This window comes from Pseudomonas koreensis (genome assembly GCF_012986595.1).
GTDB lineage: Bacteria > Pseudomonadota > Gammaproteobacteria > Pseudomonadales > Pseudomonadaceae > Aquipseudomonas > Aquipseudomonas koreensis.
The window spans coordinates 275,469-296,893 of the sequence record NZ_JAAQYM010000004.1; the positions used below are offsets into that span (position 1 = coordinate 275,469).

Sequence of the window (21,425 nt, forward strand, 5' to 3'; positions counted from 1 at the left end):
TCAAATTTTTTGTCCTACAAGTGGGATGGAGCGATTAAATTCATCTTGGAAGCAGATTCTTTATGCCTTTTTATCGATGTGTGCCGTGTTTTCGGCGCTTTTCGGACTGGGCTCACTGTGCCGCATGGCTTTTAGTGTGAGGCTTGTGATGGGGGGCACCATCCGCCGCAGGCATGATTTTTTGATTTCATTGAGTGTTGTCATACAAGTCGACGGCTGTTTCAGCGCTAAAATCAAACTCGTCAGCCACCACGCAGTGCTACGATCCGCAAGTCCCGACGAACGGAACCGACCATGCAAGAAGACCTCGACGCCCCCGCCCGCAAACGTGCGCACAACCTTGCGCATGATCTGGTGGAGAAGCTCACCCAGAGCATCCTGCTCGGCCAGCTCTCGCCCGGCGACAAGCTGCCGTCGGAGAACGCCATCGTTCAGGAACATGGCGTCAGCCGCACAGTGGTGCGCGAAGCCATTTCCAAATTGCAGGCTTCGGGACTGGTGGAAACGCGGCACGGCATCGGCACCTTCGTCATCGCGCGCGCTGCCGAGCAGGGCCTGCGCCTGAATGTCGATACCGCACTCGGCGTGCGTAGCATCCTTGAATTGCGCATGGGCCTGGAGACGCAGGCCGCCGCGTTAGCCGCGCAACGGCGCAGCGAACAGCAATTGCTGTACATGCGCCAGGCGCTGGATGACTATCAGCGTCTGCTGGACAGCAACGACAGCTGCGTCGAGGCCGACCGACGTTTTCATCTGTTGATCGCCGAGGCCACCGGCAACGTCTGCTTCAGCGAAATCATGCAGCACTTGGGCAGCGCAATGATTCCGCGTCAGCGGCTCAATGCCGTCGAGCGGGGGGCAGCGGACTTGAGCAAGCTGGGGCAGTTGGCCCATCTGGAGCATGAAGCGATCTTGAACGCGATCAAGCGTCAGGATCCGGATGCGGCGCGCGCGGCGATGTGGCTGCACCTGACCAACAGCCGCGACCGCTTCGGGGCAAAAGGCTGATCGCCATTGGTCCGTTCGATAGCACGTCGTACACAGGCACGCTTCCAATTTGTACGGCCCGGGTTTTCCGGACCTCCCGTGTGAGGTGTGTCATGGCGAATGATTTGCTGTTTCAGGGTGGTGTGCTGCCCACCGATCCGACCCGTCCGGTGCCCGGTACGGATGAACCGACACTGGCCGATCACGATGCACCGCCGGGCATGAGCCCGGGGCGTGATCCGTTGAGTGATGCCGATCGGCCGGAAGACTGGAAAGACCCGGCGGCGGACGATGATATGCCGCCGGCGGATGAGCCGACGCCGTTGTCGGATGATCGCAGATAGTGAAAACCCGGCCTTGGTGCCTAATGCCGTTCACTTGAGCCCGACACTGTGACTGTGGCGAGGGAGCTTGCTCCCGCTGGGCTGCGTAGCACTCTCGAAAATCCGTTGATTGCGAGTTTTGGGGTCGCTTCGCAACCGGGCGCGAGCAAGCTCGCTCGCCACAGTTTATCCACGTTCGTCAGATCGATTGAGCGGCGACATCCCGCATCAACAGTCCAAAGCGCAAATCCACCGCATCCGGAATCGGCAGGTACACCGTGTGCCCATCCCCCGGTGCGACTTCGATCGCTTCACCCTTGACGTTCTGCAACTGGTGCAGATCGAAGTGGAAATTGCCCTTGGGCGTCATCAGTTCGAGATGGTCGCCCAGTGCAAAGCGGTTTTTCACCTTGACCTCGGCCAGCCGGTCGCGGCGTTCGCCGGTCAGCTCGCCGACGAACTGTTGGCGCTCCGACACCGAGCTGCCGTTCTGATAGTTCTGGTATTCGTCATGCACATGCCGACGCAGGAAGCCCTCGGTGTAGCCGCGCTGCGCCAGTGATTCGAGATCGGTCATCAGGCTGCGATCGAAGGCGCGGCCGGCCACCGCATCGTCGATGGCCCGGCGATAGACCTGCGTGGTGCGCGCGCAATAGAAGTGCGACTTGGTGCGGCCTTCGATCTTCAGCGAATGCACGCCCATGCGGCTCAGGCGTTCGACGTGTTGCACCGCGCGCAGGTCCTTGGCGTTCATGATGTAGGTGCCGTGCTCGTCTTCGAACGCGGGCATCAACTCATCGGGGCGATTGGCTTCCTGCAGCAGGAACACCTGATCGGTCGGCGCGCCGATGCCCAGGGTCGGCTCCGGCTGGAAGCTCTGCACGATCTCGCCGAGTTGATTTTCGGTCGCCTCCTGCGCCGAGTATTTCCAGCGGCAGGCATTGGTGCAGGTGCCCTGGTTGGCGTCGCGCTTGTTCATGTAGCCCGACAGCAGGCAGCGCCCGGAGTAGGCCATGCACAACGCGCCATGGACGAACACTTCCAGCTCCATGCCCGGCACCTGCTCGCGGATTTCGCCGATCTCCTCCAGCGACAGTTCCCGCGAGAGGATGATCCGGCTCAGCCCCTGTTGTTGCCAGAACTCGACGCTTGCCCAGTTCACCGTGTTGGCTTGCACCGAGAGATGGATCGGCATCTGCGGAAAATGCCGGCGCACCAGCATGATCAGGCCCGGGTCGGACATGATCAGCGCATCCGGCGCCATCTCGATCACGGGTGTCAGGTCCTTGAGGAAGGTCTTGAGCTTGGCGTTGTGTGGGGCGATGTTGACCACCACGTAAAAGCGTTTGCCCTGAGCCTGGGCTTCGCGAATGCCGAGTGCGAGGTTGGCGTGGTCGAACTCGTTGTTGCGCACCCGCAGGCTGTAGCGCGGCTGCCCGGCATAGACTGCATCGGCGCCGTAGGCGAAGGCATAGCGCATGTTCTTCAGGGTGCCGGCGGGGGCAAGCAGTTCCGGGGCGGCGAGGGGCAGTTCAGGGATCATGGCGGCATCGATCGCAAAAGCGCGGCAGGGTAGGGCAGTTGCAAGCGCGGTTTATTGATCTGGATCTACGTTTGAGTGGGTGGAGTTTATCTGTGCAGCTGATCTGTGCAGAACCGGCACAGATCATGTGCCGGTTTCACTGTGTTCGGTGTGGCAGTGGCTGCTTAACCTTGGCTGATCCACTCAACCGCAGCAGGAACTCCCCATGCAAAACTTCACCCGTCGTTTGCTGACCGCTTGTGCATTTTCCGGTGTATTGGCCAGCGCCGCAGCGATTGCCGATAACCATCCGACCATTCGAGCGATGTCCGGCGCGATGCCGGTCGATCATCTGCCGGCCGGCAAGTCGGCGCTGATCGTGATCGATTTTCAGAATGAATATTTCAGCGGACGGATGCCGATCCCGGACGGCGCCGCTGCCCTGGCGAAAACCCGTGAGCTGATCACCTTTGCCGACAGCCACAAGATCCCGGTGTATCACGTGCAGCACGTTGCACCGGCCGGTTCGGCGGTGTTTGCCATTGATGGCGAGACAGTCAAATTCCATAAGGACATGCAGCCACGGGCCAAGGATGTGGTGCTGCAAAAGAACACAGTCAGCGTGTTTGCCAGCACTGATCTTGACCAGCAGCTGAAAAAGGCCGGCATCCAGACGCTGATCATTTCCGGGCTGATGACCCACGCCTGTGTCGCCGGCGCGGCGCGTGATGCGGCGCCTTTGGGCTACAACGTGATCGTCGCCGCCGACGCCTCGGCGACCCGCGCCATCACCCGGGTCAACGGTGTGTCCATCGACAAGGACTCCCTGCATCAGGCCGCATTGGCGGAAGTCGAAGACACCTTCGGCGATGTCCTCGGCACTGAACAGATTGTGCAGTTGCCGGTGCGCTGACGGCGTTCGCCGTTCGGCAACTATGCTCCATGAACAAAGATGGCACTCGCGCGCGCCGCGGCGGACTAAGGTTCGGGGCGTGCGAGACGCCTGACTGACATGGATCGGACATGAACGAGAAAACCCTGCAATTCAAATCCCTCACCGTGTTGCTGCTGTTGGTGACGGTCGCCTTCATCTGGATTCTGCTGCCGTTCTACGGCGCGGTGTTCTGGGCGGTGATCCTCGGCATCCTGTTTGCGCCGATGCAACGCCGTTTGCAGCAGAAATTCGGCTGGCGACGCAACCTGACAGCGCTTTGCACCTTGGGCATTTGTCTGGTCATCGCGATTTTGCCGGTGATCATCCTCAGCGTGTTGTTGGTCCAGGAAGGCGCGACGGTGTACAACAACATCGAAAGCGGCCAATTGGATATCGGCGCCTATCTGGCGCAGTTCAAGCACAGTCTGCCCCCGTACTTTCAGCATTTGCTCGACCGCTTCGGCATGGGCGAACTCAACGGTTTGCGCGAAAAAATCGTCAAGGCGTCGATGCAGGGCAGCCAGGTGCTGGCCACTCAGGCCTTCAGTTTCGGCCAGGGCACGTTCGAGTTCGTGGTCAGCTTCGGCATCATGCTGTACCTGCTGTTTTTCTTTCTGCGCGACGGCGCTGAACTGGTGCGCAAGGTCCGCGCCGCGGTGCCACTGGAAGAGACTCACAAGCGCCGTTTGCAGCTGAAGTTCAACCGGGTGGTGCGCGCAACGGTGAAGGGCAACCTGGTGGTGGCGGTCACTCAGGGCGCATTGGGCGGGGCGATTTTCTGGTTTCTCGACATCCCCAGCGCGTTGCTGTGGGCGGTGTTGATGGGCTTTCTGTCGCTGTTGCCAGCGGTGGGCGCGGGGATCGTCTGGGCTCCGGTGGCGGTGTACTTCCTGCTCAGCGGGATGATCTGGCAGGGCGTGGTGCTGGCGCTGTTCGGGGTGTTTGTGATCGGCCTGGTCGACAACGTGCTGCGCCCGATTCTGGTGGGCAAGGACACGCGCATGCCGGATTACATGATCCTGATCTCGACCCTCGGCGGTCTCGCGGTGTTCGGCCTCAACGGTTTCGTCATCGGGCCGCTGATCGCGGCGCTGTTCATGTCGAGTTGGGCGCTGTTCATCGAGACCAAGCCGAAGGTCCAGTTGCCTTAAGCGTGGAACGGGGCGCTGACGAGTTTCTGCGACAGCGCCTGCGCCGCCGGCAAGGATGTGAGCGGGCCGCTGATCGGCTCGCCGTCGCGCACCAGATACCAGCAGGCGAGCAATCCCGTCGCTCTGAGGGATGCGGGAACCGCGCTGCCGACCACCGACATGATTTGAACCTGAGCCATGACATGTACCTCCATCAATCTATGGAGCTACCTTAGGGATTCGCTGCGCTCAGGGACAATCAACGCTTTTGATAGTGGTCATTGATAACAGTGAGGGCTGTTTCAGTCGACAACCTGATCGAGCATGTGCACCACTTCGCGCTCGTTGAGCAGGCCCTTGTGCACCAGATTCTCGGCCAATAGCGAAAGAAACTTGGCGCAGCGGTGGCCTTCCAGGTGCTTGAGTTCGGTCAGTGCGCTGTACACCTTGCTGGAGGTGCACAAGCCGACGATGCGGTGCGGATTCTGTGTAGGCATGAGTCGTCCTTGTTGTTATCAACCTGTTGTTTATGGACGGATTCAGATTGCGGTTCCGTCATGACAAATAGATGACCGTTCTGTGTTTGGGCCCAACGGTCATGTCCATCATGCCGACTTTAACGGTTCGAACTGTCCCGACAGCGACCTTCAGCCGATTTTTTCAGACGTTGCCCGACCGACGGTCATAAAAAAGCCCCGCTATAAAAGCGGGGCTTTTTCTTGCTGTTACCAGCGACCACCGTAGTAGTGCGGGTGGCCGTAGTAGCCGCGTGGTGGACCGTAGTAGACCGGGCCAGGCACATAAACCGGTTGTTGCACGTAGACCGGCGCAGGCTGGTAGTAGACCGGTGGTGGCGGTTGTTGCACGTAAACCGGTGCCGGTTGAGCGTAAACAGGCTGTTGAACGTAGACCGGCCGGTCCTGATTGATCAATGCCGAGCCGATGATGGCCGAGCCGACGATCGCACCAAACACTGCCGGACCCTGCCAGCCACCGCCGTGGGCTTCTGCCTGACCTGTGATAGCAAATGCACCAATCAACAAGGCCACGATGGGGAGTTTACGAATCATGATAATTCCTCGGTTCTTCGACCCGGCGTCCGGGCCTGCACCAGGCCCAAAGTTGTCGCGGGGATACTTCTATGACAGCGAAATTCTGAAAATCAGCACAGCCGCTGGGTAAATTTTGTGTAAGGTCTGTACCGGCTTCTTTACCAGTGGGTCAAAGGGGCACGCAGCCCGTTGCAGACAAGTGCTTATGATCGTTCAGAACCCGATGGAATGGCTAACTCCGTCCATCCGAAAGTCCGTTTGAAGGAGAAGTTTCATGCAGATGAATCCCAACAAAGACACCCAGCTGTGCATGTCCCTGTCCGGGCGCCCCGGGAATTTCGGTCTGCGGTTTCACAACCATTTGTATGAGCAGTTGGGCCTGAACTTCTATTACAAGGCGTTCAGCAGTCAGGACTTGCCGGGGGCGGTGGGCGGGATTCGTGCGCTGGGGATTCGCGGTTGCGGCGTGTCGATGCCGTTCAAGGAAACGTGCATTGCGCTGGTCGATGAGCTGGATGCGTCGGCGGCGGCGATTCAGTCGATCAACACCATCGTCAACACTGACGGCCACCTCAAGGCCTACAACACCGACTACATCGCCATCGCGCAGTTGCTGCAAACCCACGCGGTGCCGCAAGAAACGACGTTCGCCCTGCGCGGCAGTGGCGGCATGGCCAAAGCGGTGGCCAGCGCCCTGCGCGATGGTGGCTATCAGAACGGTTTGATTGTGGCCCGTAACGAGCGCGCGGGCAGGGCACTGGCGGATTCGCTGGGCTATCGCTGGCAGGCCGAACTGGGCGAAGAACGCCCGCAGATGCTGATCAATGTCACGCCGGTGGGCATGGACGGCGGGCCGGAGGCGGGACAACTGGCGTTCGCGCCAGAGGTAATCCAGGCTGCCGATACCGTGTTCGATGTGGTGGCGATCCCGTCGGAAACGCCGCTGATCGTGCGCGGGCGTGCCGAGGGTAAAAAGGTCATCACCGGGCTGGAAGTGATTGCGATCCAGGCGCTGGAGCAGTTCGTGTTGTACACGGGCGTGCGCCCGACTGAAGAGCAATTCGCGGCGGCGGTGGCGTTTGCCCGTAGCTGATCATTGTGTTGTGTAGGGGCCTTACCGGCCCCATCGCTGGCAAGCCAGCTCCCACAGGTTTCGGGTTGAAACACAAATATCTGAACAACCCCAGATTCTGTGGGAGCTGGCTTGCCAGCGATGAATTCCACTCGGTTTACCTGCTGCCTATACTGCGGCATCAGCAAGCAAAGACTTGCCCCTCATAAAAACCTGATCGAGGCCCCCCCATGCATCCGCGCATCCTCAACCTGCACCAGGTCGAACTCGAACCCCTGCCCGAAGCCCTTGCTCCCGAAGGCGAAACCGCAGGCCGCTATCAACAGCGCATGGCGCGCATCGGCCAGCAATTGGGCGCGCAGAAGCTCGGCTATCGGCTGTACGCACTGCCGCCGGGCATGCGCGGTAGTCCGTTTCACAGTCATCGGGTCAATGAAGAGATGTTCTATGTGGTGGCCGGCGAGGGCGAGGTGCGGCTGGGGGCCGAGCGCTTCGCGATCCGTGCGGGCGATGTGATTGCCTGCCCACCCGGCGGCCCCGAAACGGCGCATCAGATCATCAACACCAGCGATGCGGAGCTGCGTTATCTGGCGGTCAGCACCCAGCAGCAGCCGGACATCTGTGAATACCCGGACTCCAACAAATACGCAGTGATGGACAACTTCAAGGTCGACGCCGCGGGCAACGCGTCAGGATTCGTCGCCGTGGCGCGGCAGGCCGATGGGGTGGATTACTGGGATGGCGAATAGATCCCATGCAGGCTCACTCCTACAGGGTAATGCTGTTCACTTAAGCCCGACACTGTGACTGTGACTGTGGCGAGGGAGCTTGCTCCCGCTGGGCTGCGTAGCAGTCCCTCTTTTGGGGCCGCTTCGCGACGCAGCGGGACGGTGCGGCGATCCGACAAGCTCCCTCGCCACGGGTTTCAATTGAACGCAAAATTCTTAAGTGAGCAGCATTACACTCCTACAGGGGGGTGAGGTGATCATTCGAGGCGCGCCAGGCGCTCTTCCAGCGCGGCAATCCGTGCTTCCAGCTCTTCGATACGCTCAACCGAAACACCGCCGCTCGCCCGCTCGCCGGGATTGTGCCGCGCCGCCAGAATCGCCTCGATGTCCGCCGGGTCACCCAGCGCATGGGTGTAGCGGTCTTCGCGTTGCCCGGCCTGACGCGGGATCAGCACCGCCAACCCGCGCGCGATCAGGCGCTCAAGCTGATGCACCACTTGCTCGGCATCTTCGAAGTCATGCATGCGCCCGCTGCGGGTCAGCAGCTCGTTGACGGTCTGCGGCCCGCGCAGAAACATCAATCCGGTAAGAATCACCTGGGCCGGCACCAGTTCAAGCGCCTTGTCGACCTTGTGCTCCCAGCGATCGGCGCGACTGCCCATGACCAGCTTGGCGTAACCGTGGCTTTCCAGCGCCCGCAGGCTCTGGCCGACCTGGCCCTGGGTCAGGTTCATCACTGGCTCGCGGCTGGTTTTCTGATTGCAGGCCAGCACCAGCGCATTGAGGGTCAGCGGGTAGGTTTCCGGGCTGGTGGCCTGTTTTTCGATCAGCGAACCCAGAATACGGATTTCCGTGGCGTTGAGCCGGGGTTCGTCGGTAGTGGTTTCAAGTTCGGTGGTCATCGCGCGTTCCCTCTGCAGTCGAAGGCGCCTAGCCTAATCCTTGGCTAATAAAAGGCAAGCCGTGTGGTCATCAAGCATGGCTATAATCGCCTCCACGATCCACCCCGCCACCACACGAGACTGCCATGACCATTTCCCTGTACGCCGCATCCGTCCCGGTTTTTCAACAAATGCTCAACGCCCTGAGCGATGTCCTGAAAAAGGCTGAAGCCCACGCCACCGAGAAAAACATCGACCCGAACGCCTTCCTGCAGGCGCGCCTGTACCCGGACATGTTCCCGCTGGTGCGTCAGGTGCAGATCGCCGTTGACTTCGCCAAGGGCGTTTCCTCGCGTCTGGCCGAAGTCGAAATCCCGAAATATGACGACACCGAAACCACCTTCGCCGAGCTGCAGGCGCTGATCGCCAAGGTCCTGGCCTACATCGGCGAGATCAAGCCGGAGCAGATCAACGGCAAGGAAGGCATCGAGATCGTTACCCGTCCGGGCACTCCGAAAGAGAAGCGCTTCAGCGGCCAGGCTTACCTGCTGAGCTACGGTCTGCCGCAGTTCTTCTTCCACGTCACCACCACCTACGCGCTGCTGCGCCACAACGGTGTTGAAGTGGGTAAACGCGATTACATGGGCGCGTACTAAAACACCCGGCAACAAAAAAGCCCGCCAAGGTTTGTGCCTTGGCGGGCTTTTTATCGCTTTTTTTGTAGGAGTGAGCCTGCTCGCGAAAGCGGTGTGTCATTCAAAGGTGAGTTTGCAGATCAGGCGCCATCGCGAGCAGGCTCACTCCTACAGGGGTTATGCGGTGCGTTGGGCCTTTGCTTCTTCACCTAGGCAAGCCGCCGCCGTAAACAACACGTCAGTGGACGAATTCAGCGCGGTTTCCGCCGAGTCCTGCAACACGCCGATGATGAAGCCGACTGCCACCACTTGCATGGCAATCTCGCTCGGGATGCCGAACAGGCTGCACGCCAGCGGGATCAGCAGCAGCGAACCGCCGGCCACGCCCGAAGCGCCACAGGCGCAGATCGCCGCGACGACGCTGAGCAGGATGGCCGTCGGAATGTCCACGGCAATGCCCAGCGTGTGCACAGCGGCCAGGGTCAATACGGTGATGGTGATCGCCGCGCCGGCCATGTTGATGGTCGCGCCCAGCGGGATCGATACCGAGTAGGTGTCTTCATGCAGACCCAGGCGTTTGCTCAGTTCCAGATTGACCGGAATGTTCGCCGCCGAGCTGCGGGTAAAGAACGCGGTGATACCGCTTTCGCGCAGGCACTTGAGGGTCAGCGGGTACGGGTTGCGGCGCAGTTTCCAGAACACGATCAGCGGGTTCATCACCAGCGCCACGAACAGCATGCAGCCCAGCAGTACGGCCAGCAGGTGCGCATAACCGATCAGCGCGCCGAAGCCCGAGGTGGCGAGGGTCGAGGCCACCAGACCGAAAATGCCCAGCGGGGCGAAGCGAATCACCACCCGCACAATCACGGTCACGCCGTTGGACAGGTCGCCCAGTACCTCGCGCGTGGTGTCGCCGGCGTGGCGAATGGCAACGCCCATGCCGATTGCCCAGGCCAGAATGCCGATGAAGTTGGCGTTCATCAGTGCGCTGACCGGGTTGTCGACCACGCTCAGCAGCAGGCTTTGCAGCACCTCGGCAATCCCGCCCGGCGCGGTGACGGCCACGTTGTCGGTGGACAACACCAGATGGGACGGAAACGCCATGCTGGCGATAACTGCCACCACTGCCGCGGCAAAGGTGCCGAGCAGGTACAGGAACAGGATCGGCCGGATGTGGGTTTCCTGGCCGTGCTTGTGGTTGGCAATCGAGGCCATCACCAGCACGAACACCAGGATCGGTGCCACGGCTTTCAGTGCCGAGACGAACACTTTACCGATGAACGCCGAGCCTTTCGCCGCTTCCGGCGCGAACAGCGCCAGGGCGATACCGGCGATCAGGCCGATCAGGATCTGCGTGACCAGGCTGAGGTTTTTCAGGCGTTGCAATAGAGAAGGGGATGAAGCGGTCATAACGGCATCTCTGGTTTTTTATAGGGTGCAAGGTTGCGTGAAACCGGTGGTATATCGGGGGCAGGTCACCGGTACGAACCGAAGGGGCTGACGCGCAATCAACGCTGTTAAACAGTGCGCTGAACAGGCTGTACGTTTTTCAGGGCGCGGACTTTATCACAGCGCGGGCTTTATCCTTCAGGCGTGTGACGATCTGCCACCCGATTGATCGGCAAGTCGGCAGGTTTATGCAAGTCAGTGCCGAAACACTCTGTTAAGATTCGCCATCCTCATTTTAATAGTTGCCAGCGGGCCTTTCGGTCATCGCTGGTGTCGTCGTTTTGCTGGAGTTGCTCATGCTGTTGCCCATTCTTCTGTTGTCCGCCGCCGGATTCACGGTGCTGACCACGGAGTTCATCATCGTCGGCCTGCTGCCGGCGATTGCCCGCGACCTGGCGGTGACCATCCCTCAAGCCGGTCTGCTGGTCACTCTATTCGCTTTCACGGTGGCGATGTTCGGCCCATTCTTGACCGCGTATTTCGCCCGCTTCGAGCGGCGCAAGCTGTTCATCACCATCCTGATCATGTTCGGCCTGGCCAACACCGTAGCGGCGCTGGCGCCGAACATCTGGGTGATGGCCATCGCCCGGCTGATCCCGGCGCTCGGCCTGCCGGTGTTCTGGGCGCTGGCCAGTGAGACCGCGGTAGACATCGTCGGCCCGGATTACGCCGGTCGCGCAATCGCCAAGATCGGCTTCGGCATCGTCTGCGCCACTGTGTTCGGCATTCCGGTGGGCACATTGATTTCCGATGCCTTCGGCTGGCGCAGCGCGTTCGCGATTCTGGCGGTGATTGCCTTTGCCAAGGCCTTGCTGCTGTTCGTCTATCTGCCGAAAACCAGCCTGCACCAGCATCAGGTCAGCTTCGCCTCGCAGTTCAAGATCCTGCGCAGCCCGCTGATGCTTGGCCATGTGCTGCTGTCGATTCTGGTGTTTAGCGGCATGTTCACCGCCTACACCTATCTGGCCGACATCCTCGAGCGGCTGGCCGGATTCAACGGCACCGTGGTCGGCTGGTGCCTGATGGCCTTCGGCGCGGTCGGGCTGATCGGCAACTCGCTGGGTGGCCGTGCGGTGGATCGTCACCCACTGGGCGCGTCGGTGTTGTTCTGTGCGTTCATGATTGCCGGCATGGTCTCGCTGGTCCCGAACATCCATTCGCCGCTGGGCCTGGCGGTGGCCATGGGGATCTGGGGCGTGACCCAGGCGGCGTTGTTCCTGGTCAGCCATGTGCGCCTGATGAAGGCCGCGCCAGAAGCGCCAGCCTTTGCCGCGTCGTTGAATATTGCCGGGGCCAATCTCGGGATCGGCCTGGGCGCAATGGTCGGTGGTCGCGTCATCGACAGTGCGGGCCTTGGCTTCCTGGGGTTTGCCGCCGCCGGGTTCATTTTGCTGTCGGTGTTCCTCGCCATGGTGCTGATGACGCTCAAGCCGCGTGAAACCTGCGCCCAGGCGTCATAACGCAGTAAACAGCTCACGCCTTGCACCTTCGGTAATCGCAACGATGCCGGGGTGCTTGACCTTGCGCTCCACGGAAATGGCGTAGAACGACTCGGTCACGGCGTCGGTCTGGCCAATCACCTCGACGCCGTATTGGCGTTTGACTTCATCGGCGATCACGCTCGGGCCGATAAAGATTCCGCTGCCCGATTGGCCGAAGGCCTGCATCAGGGCGCTGTCATCGAACTCCCCAACGATTTGCGGCTGGATCTGCTGCTCGGCGAACCAGCGCTGCAAACGGCTGCGAACCACGGTTTCCGCACCGGGAATCAACAACGGTGCGCCATTGAGGCTGCGCGGGAAGTCCTGCCCGTATTGCGCCGCCAACTGCGCGGTGGCGAAGAAACTGATCCCGCATTCGCCCAGTTTCTGGCTGTAGCCCTTGATGTCGAGGTGCGACGGCATCGGGCTGTCGGAAATCACCAGGTCCAGGCGCTGGATCGCCAGGTCTGCCAGCAGGCGTTCGAGTTTGTCCTCGCGGCAGGTGATGCGCAGCGGCTCGTTGAGCTCCATGGTCGGCGCAATCAGGCGATAGACGATCGACTTGGGCACCACGTCCGCCACGCCGACCCGGAACAGGATCTGCTGTTCATTGGGCTGGGCGCGCAGCATCAACTCCAGTTCACCGCCCAACTGAAACATCTGCTCGGCATAGGGCAGGGCCTGGCGCCCGGCTTCGGTCAGTTCAAGTTGGCGGCCGACCCGCTGAAACAACTCTATGCCGTAGGTTTGTTCGAGCAGCGAAATCTGCCCGCTGATGGTTTGCGGCGTGAGGTTCAGCTGTTCGCAGGCGCGCACGATGCTGCCTGTCTTGGCGACCACCCAAAAGTAATGCAGTTGGCGGTAATTCAGCACTCTACGGTTCCCCCTGTAGGAGCTGCCGCAGGCTGCGATCTTTTGATTTTTTAGAGCGAGGTCAAAAGATCGCAGCCTTCGGAAGCTCCTACACTTATTGTCATAGTTCGTTAACTCCGAAGTATAGTCGCTAAAAATACGAATTTTCCTGAAGTGTTTGTCTCCCTAGAATGCCCAGCCATCGACGTGTGGTCTGTGACCCGGTCTGTTCATTCGAAGGGAGCCTCATGAAATACACAATTCCAGCACTGATGTTTACGTCTTTACTGCTTATGGCCGGTTGCGATCAGGCCGAGAAAAGCGCCCAGCAGTTGATGGGCAAGGCCGCCGAAAGCGCCAAGCAGGCGATTGATGACACGCACAAAGCCGCGGAACAAGCTCTAAGCGACGCCACTGGCGGCCTGATCGAGAAAAAAGAAGCACCGGAAAAAGACGCGGAAAAATCCGAATCTTCCTCCAAGACCATCTAAACCGTCTTACAACGAGTCAGGACTGACCCATGGAATATCTGTTAGAACTCGCCGCCAGCCCCGCCGCCTGGGTTGCTTTGGCCACACTGGTGGTGATGGAGATCGTGCTCGGCATCGATAACCTGATCTTTATTTCGATCCTGACCAACAAGCTGCCCGCGCAGCATCGGCAGAAGGCCCGGCGGATCGGTATCGGCATGGCGCTGATCCTGCGTCTGGCCCTGTTGAGCACCATCGCCTTCATCGTGCAGTTGACCGCCCCTGTGCTCGAAATCATGGGTCAGGCGTTCTCCTGGAAGGACATGATCCTGATCGCCGGTGGCCTGTTCCTGGTGTGGAAAGCCACGACCGAGATCCATCACAGCATGGACCCGGCGCCGGAAGACCCGAAAAGCGCGGCATCGACCGTGACCCTGGGCTTTGCTGCCGCGATCGGTCAGATCCTGATGCTGGACATGGTGTTCTCCATCGACAGCATCATTACCGCGGTGGGCATGACTGAGCACTTGCCGATCATGGTGATCGCAGTGGTGGTATCGGTGATGGTGATGCTGTTCGCGGCCGAGCCGCTGGCCAAGTTCATCAACGACAACCCGACGGTGGTGATGCTGGCCCTGGGCTTCCTGATCATGATCGGCATGACGCTGATCGCCGAAGGCTTCGGCGCCCACGTACCGAAAGGTTATGTGTACGCAGCCATGGCCTTCTCGGCAGCGATTGAAGTGCTGAACATGATGTCGCGCCGGGCGAAGCAGAAGAAACTGGCTCAGCAGGTGTAATCGCCAACAAAAAAAGGCCGGCTGGACTCTTGAAGTCCAGCCGGCCTTTTTGCTTTATTCCTTTTGTTTTATGTAGGAGCTGCCGAAGGCTGCGATCTTTTGACTTCAAAGATCACAACATCGCAGCCTTCGGCAGCTCAGATTTTTATATCAACTGACCTGTCAGTGCGCAGGCGCATGGCGCACACGAATTTTTTCCGGCTTATGAATCGGGGCCGATTCGACCGGATGATGGTGACGCCGGGCAATGCGCAGCACCCCCCACAGCATGGCGGTGGCGACGGCCAGCCAGCCGGCGATCAACATTACGATGGTCATGGTCAGGCTCATTAATGCCTCCTCTTTGCCCTGCATCGGGCACTCACTTTTTCAATTCGCTCTGTTTCAGTGACAGTCTAGTCAACGTGGTGTTTCAGACTATTGACCAAAGGTCGGTGATGACCAATCAGTTCGCTCTATGCAATCGATCGGTCTGCGGTTTAAGGCTATACCGCAGGCGTGCGTCGCCCTATGATCGCAAGCGTTGCCGGAACACGATGACCGGTGTCTGATCAGAGAGTGACGATGGTGCAGGTATTGACGCGATTGCGAGGGGCGTTGCTGGTGGCCGGATGCGCGGCGGTATTGGCGGGGTGTGCGGGCAGTGTGGCACCGCAGGTCAAGCGCCTGCCGGAGCGGGTCGAACTCAGCGGCACGTTCTATCGAGGTGAAGCCAACCAGAGTGGCCCGCAAGTGCTCGCCAGTCTGTTGTCGCAGCAGGGCGTCATGATCACGCCGGGGCTGCTGGAAAAGCTGTTGCACCTGCCGGGTGCACAGGATCAGTTGCAGCAGAACCTGCAGAACCTTGCGCGCGAGTACGGCATGGTGGTCTATCCGCTGGACAGCAACCTTGCAGCCTTGCTGACCCAGGTGGCGGCCGGTTATCCGGTGATGGTGCGCTTCAGCGAAGGCTCGGCGTTCTGGGCGGAACCGCGTTACGCCATTCTCTCCGGTTACGACCGGCGCAAGCAGAAAGTGCTGTTGCGCGCCGGCATGAACCACCGTGAACTGATGAGCTTCAGCTCTTTTGAATCGGCATTCGAAAAATCCGGCGGCTGGGCCGTGCTGATCCAGAAGCCGTCGCAGATTCCCGCTGAGGTCGATCGTCAGCGCTGGCTGAAGGCTGCGGACGAGTTGGCGCAGGCCGGGCAGGAGCGTGAGGCGGCACAAGCGAAAAAGGCCTTGGCCGCGCAATAAGCGCCGTTCGTCATCTGCCGGGCACCCCCACGCCCGGCAGGCCTCCTACTGATAGAGCCCGAATGTGCGGGTGAATCAGGAGGCGAGCATGGCAGATTCCCCATCCCCGAAAGGCCCACACTCAAGCGAGCATTCGTCCGGTCATGATCTGGGCTTCGATCCGGATTCACCAGACCTCGATGATCCGCAGGTTGACCCGGTCGGCCCGGCCAAGGCGCCGAAAGACGTTGAACCCGGCGAAGACAGCAAAAGCCCGGCCAAGCCTTATGACCCCTTAGCCGATCTGAAACCCTGAAGTGAGGTGCGTATGAGTACCGATTCCAGCTTCGACGATAAACATCCGGACAGTGTGCCGACCACGCCTGAAGAGGAAGTGGACCCTGTGCTGGACCCGGACAGCCCGCTACGTGATCCATTGGCTCGGCCCAACGTGCTGACCCCTGAGGCTCATCGCGATCCGAGCGCCGGTGATGGCATTCCCGATGACGATAAAATGCCGTTACCCAATGATTGAATAACGGCTATTTAACGGCTGGCTCATTACCACTGTGGCGAGGGAGCTTGCTCCCGCTGGACTGCGCAGCAGGCCTTTCTGGTTAAAAAAGAAGATCTGCTACGCGCCCTCGCCACCGCTGGCTATTTCGAGTTACTTCGAAGCTTCGACTACGCCGCTCTGGCGACTTTTGAGGTTTTTCTCGGCCTTGTATTGCTGGGCGACTGCCGGGACGCTGGCGCTGCGGCCGGTTTCCACCCAACTGCGGATACGGCTGGCATCGGCGAAATGGGTGAACTTGCCGAACGCGTCGAGAATCACCAGCGCAACCGGACGGTTGCCCATCCTGGTGACCAATACCAGGCAATGCCCGGCCGGATTGGTAAAGCCGGTTTTGGTGATCTTGATGTCCCAGTCGGCCTTGTTCACCAAGTGATCGGTATTGCGGAAACCCAGGGTGTAATTGGGCTTACGGAACGATACGGTTTTTTCCTTGGTGGTGGTCAGCTCGCTGAGGATCGGATGCTTGCTCGCAGCCACCAACAGTTTGCTCAGGTCGCGAGCGGTGGAGACGTTGCGTTCCGACAAACCAGTGGGTTCAACATAGTGGGTGTTGGTCATGCCCAAGGCCTTCGCCTTGGCATTCATCGCCGCGATAAACGCCGCATAACCACCCGGATAATGGTGGGCGAGGCTGGCGGCAGCACGGTTTTCCGAAGACATCAGGGCGATCAGCAGCATCTCGCGGCGCGGCAGTTCACTCTTCAATTTGACTCGGGAGAACACGCCTTTCATTTCTGGCGTGTGGCTGATGTCGACGTCGATCCATTCGTCCATGTTCTGGTGCGCTTCAACCACGACCAGTCCGGTCATCAGCTTGCTCACCGAAGCGATCGGCACGATCACGTCCGGGTTGCTCGAATAAATGACTTTATTGGTCTGCAAATCCATAAGCAGGGCGCTGCCGGAGGCGATCTTCAGTTGCGAGGCGTCTCGAGGCGCGGCGGTGGTTTCAGCGGCGTTGACGGTTGGCGTGACGAATGTGCCTGTAACAGCAAAAACCAGGCTCAGGATCGAAAGACGAATTTTCACGCGGGCGAACTCATAAAAGTTGGATATTCCGTTAGTTTGTAACGGGTTATTTCTTCAAAGCGTCGCATTCTAGGAGTATGGCTGAAGATCTGTCGATGGTTGTTTGACTGACCTGAAAATCTCGTGAAAAGGCCTGTAAAAAGAGGGGTTTCCGGCGAACGGTTAGTGTTTTTTCTCAGAAATGAAAAACCCCGCACAAGGCGGGGTTCTTTTACCGGCGAAAAACGCCTCAGGCGTGCAGGGTTTCTGCCGCGTAGAGGGTGTTTTCCAGCAGGCAGGCACGGGTCATCGGACCGACGCCGCCCGGCACTGGCGTGATCCAGCCGGCGCGGGGCCGGGCGGTCTCGTACACCACGTCACCCACCAGTTTGCCGTCGTCCTGGCGGTTGATGCCGACGTCGATCACGATCGCGCCTTCCTTGATCCACTCGCCCTTGACCAGGCCCGGCTTGCCGGCGGCTACCACCACCAGGTCAGCGCGGCCGACGTGGCCTGCCAGATCCTTGGTGAAGCGGTGCGTCACGGTCACGGTGCAACCGGCCAGCAACAATTCCATTGCCATCGGGCGACCGACGATGTTGGACGCGCCAACCACCACTGCATCCAGACCATAAAGATCCACGCCGGTACTTTCCAGCAAGGTCATGATGCCTTTCGGGGTGCACGGACGCAGCAACGGGATGCGCTGGGCCAGACGGCCGACGTTGTAAGGATGGAAGCCGTCGACGTCTTTGTCCGGGCGGATGCGTTCCAGCAATTTGGAAGCGTCCAGGTGCTCGGGCAGCGGCAATTGCAGCAGCACGCCGTCAATGGCCGGGTCGTCGTTGAGTCGATCGATCAGATCGGTCAGCGCTTCTTGAGTGGTTTCGGAAGGCAGGTCGTAGGCTTGAGAGAGGAAGCCGACCTCTTCACAGTCTTTACGCTTGTGCGAGACATAAACCTGAGAGGCAGGATCGCTGCCGACCAGGATCACCGCGAGGCCGGGAGTGCGCAGGCCTTGCTGGCGACGCTCGGCAACTCGTTGGGCGATCTGCTGGCGCAGGCTGGCGGCGATCGATTTGCCGTCGATTAGTTGTGCAGTCATTGCGCGTGATTAACCATCGAGAGGGGAAAAAAAGAGAACGCATTCTCGCATGTCAGGCGGTGAGGGCAAAGGCGCTTGGTCAGCAAATTCCCCTAACTCCTTTAATTAAATGAATTTTTTTCAAAAAGGATTTGACGACCTTGGGAGCGCTCTATACTATTCGTCGCACTTGTCGGGCACAGCCTAGCACTGGTTAAGAAGGTCGAGCGGAATTAACGTTCTGCGAAGGCTGGAAAGCATTTAGTTTGTAGTCCTCCAAGAGTACAGATTAATAAGGCGCCCGTAGCTCAGCTGGATAGAGCATCCGCCTTCTAAGCGGATGGTCGCAGGTTCGAGTCCTGCCGGGTGCGCCATTAGGCAGCTTTGGCACAAGTAACGCGATATGGTGGGCGTAGCTCAGTTGGTAGAGCACGGGATTGTGACTCCCGTTGTCGTGGGTTCGATCCCCATCGTCCACCCCATATTTCGAAAGGCGCCAGATGTAACAGTCTGGCGCCTTTGCTTTAAAAAGCTTCATCTGCGGATGTGGTGGAATTGGTAGACACACTGGATTTAGGTTCCAGCGCCGCGAGGCGTAAGAGTTCGAGTCTCTTCATCCGCACCAATTAAAGCTTCATTCTTGCCGCAGGCCTGATGAAGTTCAGCAAAGAAGTTGAATGGCTTTTTTGTGACGCAATATGGTGGGCGTAGCTCAGTTGGTAGAGCACGGGATTGTGACTCCCGTTGTCGTGGGTTCGATCCCCATCGTCCACCCCATATTTCGAAAGGCGCCAGATTTAACAGTCTGGCGCCTTTTTTGTTTTACGGCTTGTGGTCGGGTTGCGCAGGGTTTCGGGTTGCAAGGGCAGGGCGTTTCGTCCTGTTTCCGGGCTTGAGGCTGGCGTGCCGACCGCCGGCCATATTCGCGGGATCGGCCGTCAGGGAGATGGCTCGCAGTCTCTTCTATATATAGAAGCGGTTGAAGCAGAGCCCTGGCGTGATGGTCTTTATTCGTCTTCGGGGTGGAGTGCATTGATGCATTCACACCTATAAATGGCCTGCTGTTTTTTTACCCGTTTTCAGTAGGGTGACTTCTTGAGTTTGACCCACTAGAATGCATGCCCTTGATTCTGGGGTCGGAAACGGCCGGCTAACGTCTGTGCAACGAGGAATATCCATGCAAGTTTCTGTTGAAAATACTACTGCTCTTGAGCGCCGCATGAGCGTCACCGTGCCGGCTGAGCGCATTGAGAGCCAGGTCAACAAGCGTCTGCAGCAGACTGCCCAAAAGGCCAAGATTGCTGGCTTCCGTCCAGGCAAAGTGCCAATGAGCGAAATCAAGCGCCGTTTCGGTGCTGACGCTCGTCAGGAAGCTGTTGGTGATGTCATCCAGTCCTCCTTCTACGAAGCTGTGGTTGAGCAGAAGCTGAACCCTGCCGGTTCGCCTTCGATCGAGCCGAAGTCGCTGGAAGCTGGCAAGGACCTGGAATACGTAGCCGTATTCGAAGTGTTCCCTGAGTTCACCGTTGCCGGTTTCGACGGCATCACTGTCGAGCGCCTGAGCGCTGACGTGGCTGACGCTGATCTGGACAAGATGCTGGACATCCTGCGCAAGCAGAACACCCGTTTCGAAGTGGCCGATCGCGCTGCTCAGAACGAAGACCAGCTGAACATCGATTTCGTTGGCAAGGTTGATGGCGAAGCATTCGCTGGCGGCTCCGCCAAAGGCACTCAGCTGGTTCTGGGTTCCGGTCGCATGATCCCGGGCTTCGAAGAAGGCCTGGTTGGCGCCAAAGCAGGCGAAGAGCGCGTTCTGAACCTGACCTTCCCTGAGGACTATCAGAACCTGGACCTGGCTGGCAAAACCGCCGAGTTCACCGTGACTGTGAACACCGTTTCCGAGCCAAAACTGCCAGAGCTGAACGAAGAGTTCTTCGCTCAATTCGGCATCAAGGAAACCGGTCTGGAAGGTTTCCGCACCGAAGTTCGCAAGAACATGGAGCGTGAGCTGCGTCAGGCCATCAAGTCCAAGGTCAAGAATCAGGTGATGGACGGTCTGCTGGCCACCAACCCGATCGAAGTGCCTAAGGCTCTGCTGTCCAACGAAGTTGACCGTCTGCGCGTGCAGGCTGTTCAGCAGTTCGGTGGCAACATCAAGCCTGACCAGCTGCCGGCCGAGCTGTTCGAAGAGCAAGCCAAGCGCCGTGTAGTGCTGGGTCTGATCGTGGCTGAAGTGGTCAAGCAATTCGACCTGAAGCCTGATGAAGCTCGCGTTCGTGAAATGATCCAGGAAATGGCTTCGGCTTACCAAGAGCCTGAGCAGGTTGTGTCCTGGTACTACAAGAACGAGCAGCAACTGAACGAAGTTCGTTCGGTTGTGCTGGAAGAACAAGTTGTGGATACTGTTCTGCAGAAAGCTAGCGTGACCGACAAATCGGTCTCTTACGAAGAAGCGGTCAAGCCGGTAGAAGCTCCACAAGCCGACTGATTGTTTTTGCGTTAAGAAGTACACACATAAGCCAGCCTTCGAGCTGGCTTATGCGTATTCAAGACATAACTATTTGGGAGTGACTGCAGAGCATGTTCCGTAATTCGTATATTCAGCAGAACTCTGATATCCAGGCCGCAGGCGGTCTGGTCCCGATGGTTGTCGAGCAATCTGCTCGTGGCGAGCGCGCCTATGACATCTACTCGCGCCTTCTGAAGGAGCGCGTAATCTTTCTGGTGGGTCCTGTAGAGGACTACATGGCCAACCTGATCTGTGCGCAATTGCTGTTCCTTGAAGCGGAAAACCCGGACAAGGACATCCATCTTTATATCAACTCCCCGGGCGGTTCGGTGACAGCGGGCATGTCGATCTACGACACCATGCAGTTCATCAAGCCAAACGTATCGACAACCTGCATTGGCCAGGCGTGCAGCATGGGCGCATTCCTGCTGACGGCCGGTGCACCTGGCAAGCGTTTCTGCCTGCCAAACTCGCGCGTGATGATTCACCAGCCACTGGGCGGTTTCCAGGGCCAGGCGTCGGATATCGAAATCCATGCCAAGGAAATCCTCTTCATTCGCGAGCGCCTGAACACGCTGATGGCCAAGCACAGCGGTCGTACGCTTGAAGAAATCGAGCGTGACACCAATCGTGACAACTTCATGAGTGCAGAAGCTGCGAAGGAATACGGCCTGATCGACGAAGTCATCAACCAGCGTCCTGCGTAAAATAAGCAG

At 59.1% G+C, this 21,425-nt stretch carries 25 protein-coding genes and 4 tRNA genes; 19 read left to right on the top strand and 10 right to left on the bottom strand.

All coding sequences use genetic code 11. The features are described from left to right. Positions 1–294: 294 nt before the first annotated feature. Together HBN98_RS14175 and HBN98_RS14180 are read left to right on the top strand one after the other, a co-directional pair. Positions 295–1,008 carry a FadR/GntR family transcriptional regulator gene (locus tag HBN98_RS14175; RefSeq protein ID WP_083366374.1) on the top strand — a complete coding sequence of 238 codons (714 nt, stop codon included), beginning with the start codon at positions 295–297 and terminating at the stop codon, positions 1,006–1,008. A 92-nt stretch (positions 1,009–1,100) separates the two neighbouring features. Further along, positions 1,101–1,331, top strand: coding sequence for a hypothetical protein (locus tag HBN98_RS14180; RefSeq protein WP_064586909.1), 231 nt, complete (start codon positions 1,101–1,103; stop codon positions 1,329–1,331). 178 nt (positions 1,332–1,509) lie between these two features. On the opposite strand, the gene trhP is transcribed toward HBN98_RS14180, so the two are convergent. Further along, positions 1,510–2,853 carry a prephenate-dependent tRNA uridine(34) hydroxylase TrhP gene (gene trhP, locus HBN98_RS14185; protein WP_083366373.1) on the bottom strand — a complete coding sequence of 448 codons (1,344 nt, stop codon included), beginning with the start codon at positions 2,851–2,853 and terminating at the stop codon, positions 1,510–1,512. Between the two features lie 205 nt (positions 2,854–3,058). On the opposite strand from trhP, the gene HBN98_RS14190 reads away from it, so the two are divergent. Together HBN98_RS14190 and HBN98_RS14195 are read left to right on the top strand one after the other, a co-directional pair. Then, complete coding sequence (locus HBN98_RS14190) at positions 3,059–3,745, top strand: cysteine hydrolase family protein (RefSeq protein ID WP_083366372.1); 687 nt, start codon at positions 3,059–3,061, stop codon at positions 3,743–3,745. 110 nt (positions 3,746–3,855) lie between these two features. Continuing rightward, complete coding sequence (locus HBN98_RS14195; protein WP_083366371.1) at positions 3,856–4,917, top strand: AI-2E family transporter; 1,062 nt, start codon at positions 3,856–3,858, stop codon at positions 4,915–4,917. On the opposite strand, the gene HBN98_RS14200 is transcribed toward HBN98_RS14195, so the two are convergent. From HBN98_RS14200 to HBN98_RS14210, 3 genes are all read right to left on the bottom strand, one after another. Further along, positions 4,914–5,096 carry a hypothetical protein gene (locus HBN98_RS14200; protein ID WP_064586913.1) on the bottom strand — a complete coding sequence of 61 codons (183 nt, stop codon included), beginning with the start codon at positions 5,094–5,096 and terminating at the stop codon, positions 4,914–4,916. The genes HBN98_RS14195 and HBN98_RS14200 overlap by 4 nt on opposite strands. Positions 5,097–5,198: 102 nt before the next feature. Beyond that, positions 5,199–5,393, bottom strand: coding sequence for a hypothetical protein (locus HBN98_RS14205; RefSeq protein WP_025108897.1), 195 nt, complete (start codon positions 5,391–5,393; stop codon positions 5,199–5,201). Positions 5,394–5,621: 228 nt separating this feature from the next. Next, positions 5,622–5,966 (bottom strand): hypothetical protein, encoded by a 345-nt coding sequence (locus HBN98_RS14210; RefSeq protein WP_025108898.1) that lies wholly within the window; start codon positions 5,964–5,966, stop codon positions 5,622–5,624. Between the two features lie 256 nt (positions 5,967–6,222). On the opposite strand from HBN98_RS14210, the gene HBN98_RS14215 reads away from it, so the two are divergent. Beyond that, positions 6,223–7,041 (top strand): shikimate 5-dehydrogenase, encoded by an 819-nt coding sequence (locus tag HBN98_RS14215; RefSeq protein WP_083366370.1) that lies wholly within the window; start codon positions 6,223–6,225, stop codon positions 7,039–7,041. Between the two features lie 209 nt (positions 7,042–7,250). After that, positions 7,251–7,769 (top strand): cupin domain-containing protein, encoded by a 519-nt coding sequence (locus HBN98_RS14220; protein WP_083366369.1) that lies wholly within the window; start codon positions 7,251–7,253, stop codon positions 7,767–7,769. Positions 7,770–8,005: 236 nt separating this feature from the next. Here the strand turns inward: HBN98_RS14220 and HBN98_RS14225 are convergent, their stop codons facing one another. Continuing rightward, positions 8,006–8,650 (bottom strand): YceH family protein, encoded by a 645-nt coding sequence (locus tag HBN98_RS14225; protein WP_083366368.1) that lies wholly within the window; start codon positions 8,648–8,650, stop codon positions 8,006–8,008. Positions 8,651–8,775: 125 nt separating this feature from the next. Here HBN98_RS14225 and HBN98_RS14230 point away from each other — a divergent pair, with 125 nt between their 5' ends. Further along, positions 8,776–9,285 carry a DUF1993 domain-containing protein gene (locus HBN98_RS14230; RefSeq protein ID WP_007965386.1) on the top strand — a complete coding sequence of 170 codons (510 nt, stop codon included), beginning with the start codon at positions 8,776–8,778 and terminating at the stop codon, positions 9,283–9,285. A 156-nt stretch (positions 9,286–9,441) separates the two neighbouring features. On the opposite strand, the gene sstT is transcribed toward HBN98_RS14230, so the two are convergent. Beyond that, on the bottom strand, positions 9,442–10,674 hold the full coding sequence (gene sstT / locus HBN98_RS14235) for a serine/threonine transporter SstT (protein ID WP_083366367.1): 1,233 nt from the start codon (positions 10,672–10,674) through the stop codon (positions 9,442–9,444). A 335-nt stretch (positions 10,675–11,009) separates the two neighbouring features. Here sstT and HBN98_RS14240 point away from each other — a divergent pair, with 335 nt between their 5' ends. Next, positions 11,010–12,173: an MFS transporter gene (locus HBN98_RS14240; RefSeq protein WP_083366366.1), complete on the top strand. Its 1,164-nt coding sequence runs from the start codon at positions 11,010–11,012 to the stop codon at positions 12,171–12,173. On the opposite strand, the gene nhaR is transcribed toward HBN98_RS14240, so the two are convergent. Beyond that, complete coding sequence (nhaR, locus tag HBN98_RS14245) at positions 12,168–13,067, bottom strand: transcriptional activator NhaR (RefSeq protein ID WP_064586920.1); 900 nt, start codon at positions 13,065–13,067, stop codon at positions 12,168–12,170. The genes HBN98_RS14240 and nhaR overlap by 6 nt on opposite strands. A 227-nt stretch (positions 13,068–13,294) precedes the next feature. Here nhaR and HBN98_RS14250 point away from each other — a divergent pair, with 227 nt between their 5' ends. Both HBN98_RS14250 and HBN98_RS14255 read left to right on the top strand, forming a co-directional pair. Beyond that, a complete protein-coding gene (locus HBN98_RS14250; RefSeq protein ID WP_025108906.1) occupies positions 13,295–13,537 on the top strand; it encodes a hypothetical protein in 243 nt (80 codons plus the stop codon). A 29-nt stretch (positions 13,538–13,566) separates the two neighbouring features. Further along, entirely contained in the window at positions 13,567–14,316 is a 750-nt protein-coding gene (locus HBN98_RS14255; RefSeq protein ID WP_083366365.1) for a TerC family protein, read from the top strand. Positions 14,317–14,478: 162 nt separating this feature from the next. On the opposite strand, the gene HBN98_RS14260 is transcribed toward HBN98_RS14255, so the two are convergent. After that, entirely contained in the window at positions 14,479–14,646 is a 168-nt protein-coding gene (locus tag HBN98_RS14260) for a hypothetical protein (RefSeq protein WP_170289016.1), read from the bottom strand. Between the two features lie 234 nt (positions 14,647–14,880). Between HBN98_RS14260 and HBN98_RS14265 the strand changes: the two genes are divergently transcribed. The 3 genes from HBN98_RS14265 (at position 14,881) to HBN98_RS14275 (ending at position 16,066) form a co-directional block, all read left to right on the top strand. Continuing rightward, a complete protein-coding gene (locus HBN98_RS14265; protein WP_083366364.1) occupies positions 14,881–15,552 on the top strand; it encodes a hypothetical protein in 672 nt (223 codons plus the stop codon). Between the two features lie 88 nt (positions 15,553–15,640). Then, positions 15,641–15,847: a DUF6021 family protein gene (locus tag HBN98_RS14270; protein WP_083366363.1), complete on the top strand. Its 207-nt coding sequence runs from the start codon at positions 15,641–15,643 to the stop codon at positions 15,845–15,847. Between the two features lie 12 nt (positions 15,848–15,859). Further along, on the top strand, positions 15,860–16,066 hold the full coding sequence (locus HBN98_RS14275) for a hypothetical protein (protein ID WP_083366362.1): 207 nt from the start codon (positions 15,860–15,862) through the stop codon (positions 16,064–16,066). 132 nt (positions 16,067–16,198) lie between these two features. Here HBN98_RS14275 and pbpG read toward each other — a convergent pair whose 3' ends face one another. Together pbpG and folD are read right to left on the bottom strand one after the other, a co-directional pair. Beyond that, complete coding sequence (pbpG, locus tag HBN98_RS14280; RefSeq protein WP_083366361.1) at positions 16,199–17,137, bottom strand: D-alanyl-D-alanine endopeptidase; 939 nt, start codon at positions 17,135–17,137, stop codon at positions 16,199–16,201. A 229-nt stretch (positions 17,138–17,366) separates the two neighbouring features. Continuing rightward, a complete protein-coding gene (gene folD / locus HBN98_RS14285; protein ID WP_083366360.1) occupies positions 17,367–18,221 on the bottom strand; it encodes a bifunctional methylenetetrahydrofolate dehydrogenase/methenyltetrahydrofolate cyclohydrolase FolD in 855 nt (284 codons plus the stop codon). 276 nt (positions 18,222–18,497) lie between these two features. Between folD and HBN98_RS14290 the strand changes: the two genes are divergently transcribed. The 6 genes from HBN98_RS14290 to clpP all read left to right on the top strand — a co-directional run bounded on the left by HBN98_RS14290 (position 18,498) and on the right by clpP (position 21,416). Beyond that, positions 18,498–18,574 (top strand) — tRNA-Arg (locus HBN98_RS14290). A gap of 32 nt (positions 18,575–18,606) precedes the next feature. After that, positions 18,607–18,682, top strand: a tRNA-His gene (locus HBN98_RS14295). A gap of 58 nt (positions 18,683–18,740) precedes the next feature. Then, positions 18,741–18,825: transfer RNA gene (locus tag HBN98_RS14300), tRNA-Leu, on the top strand. 76 nt (positions 18,826–18,901) lie between these two features. Then, a tRNA-His gene (locus tag HBN98_RS14305) sits at positions 18,902–18,977 on the top strand. A 400-nt stretch (positions 18,978–19,377) separates the two neighbouring features. Next, positions 19,378–20,688 (top strand): trigger factor, encoded by a 1,311-nt coding sequence (tig, locus tag HBN98_RS14310; protein WP_064586926.1) that lies wholly within the window; start codon positions 19,378–19,380, stop codon positions 20,686–20,688. Between the two features lie 92 nt (positions 20,689–20,780). After that, positions 20,781–21,416 carry an ATP-dependent Clp endopeptidase proteolytic subunit ClpP gene (gene clpP, locus HBN98_RS14315; RefSeq protein ID WP_007951559.1) on the top strand — a complete coding sequence of 212 codons (636 nt, stop codon included), beginning with the start codon at positions 20,781–20,783 and terminating at the stop codon, positions 21,414–21,416. The last annotated feature ends 9 nt before the right edge of the window (positions 21,417–21,425 follow it).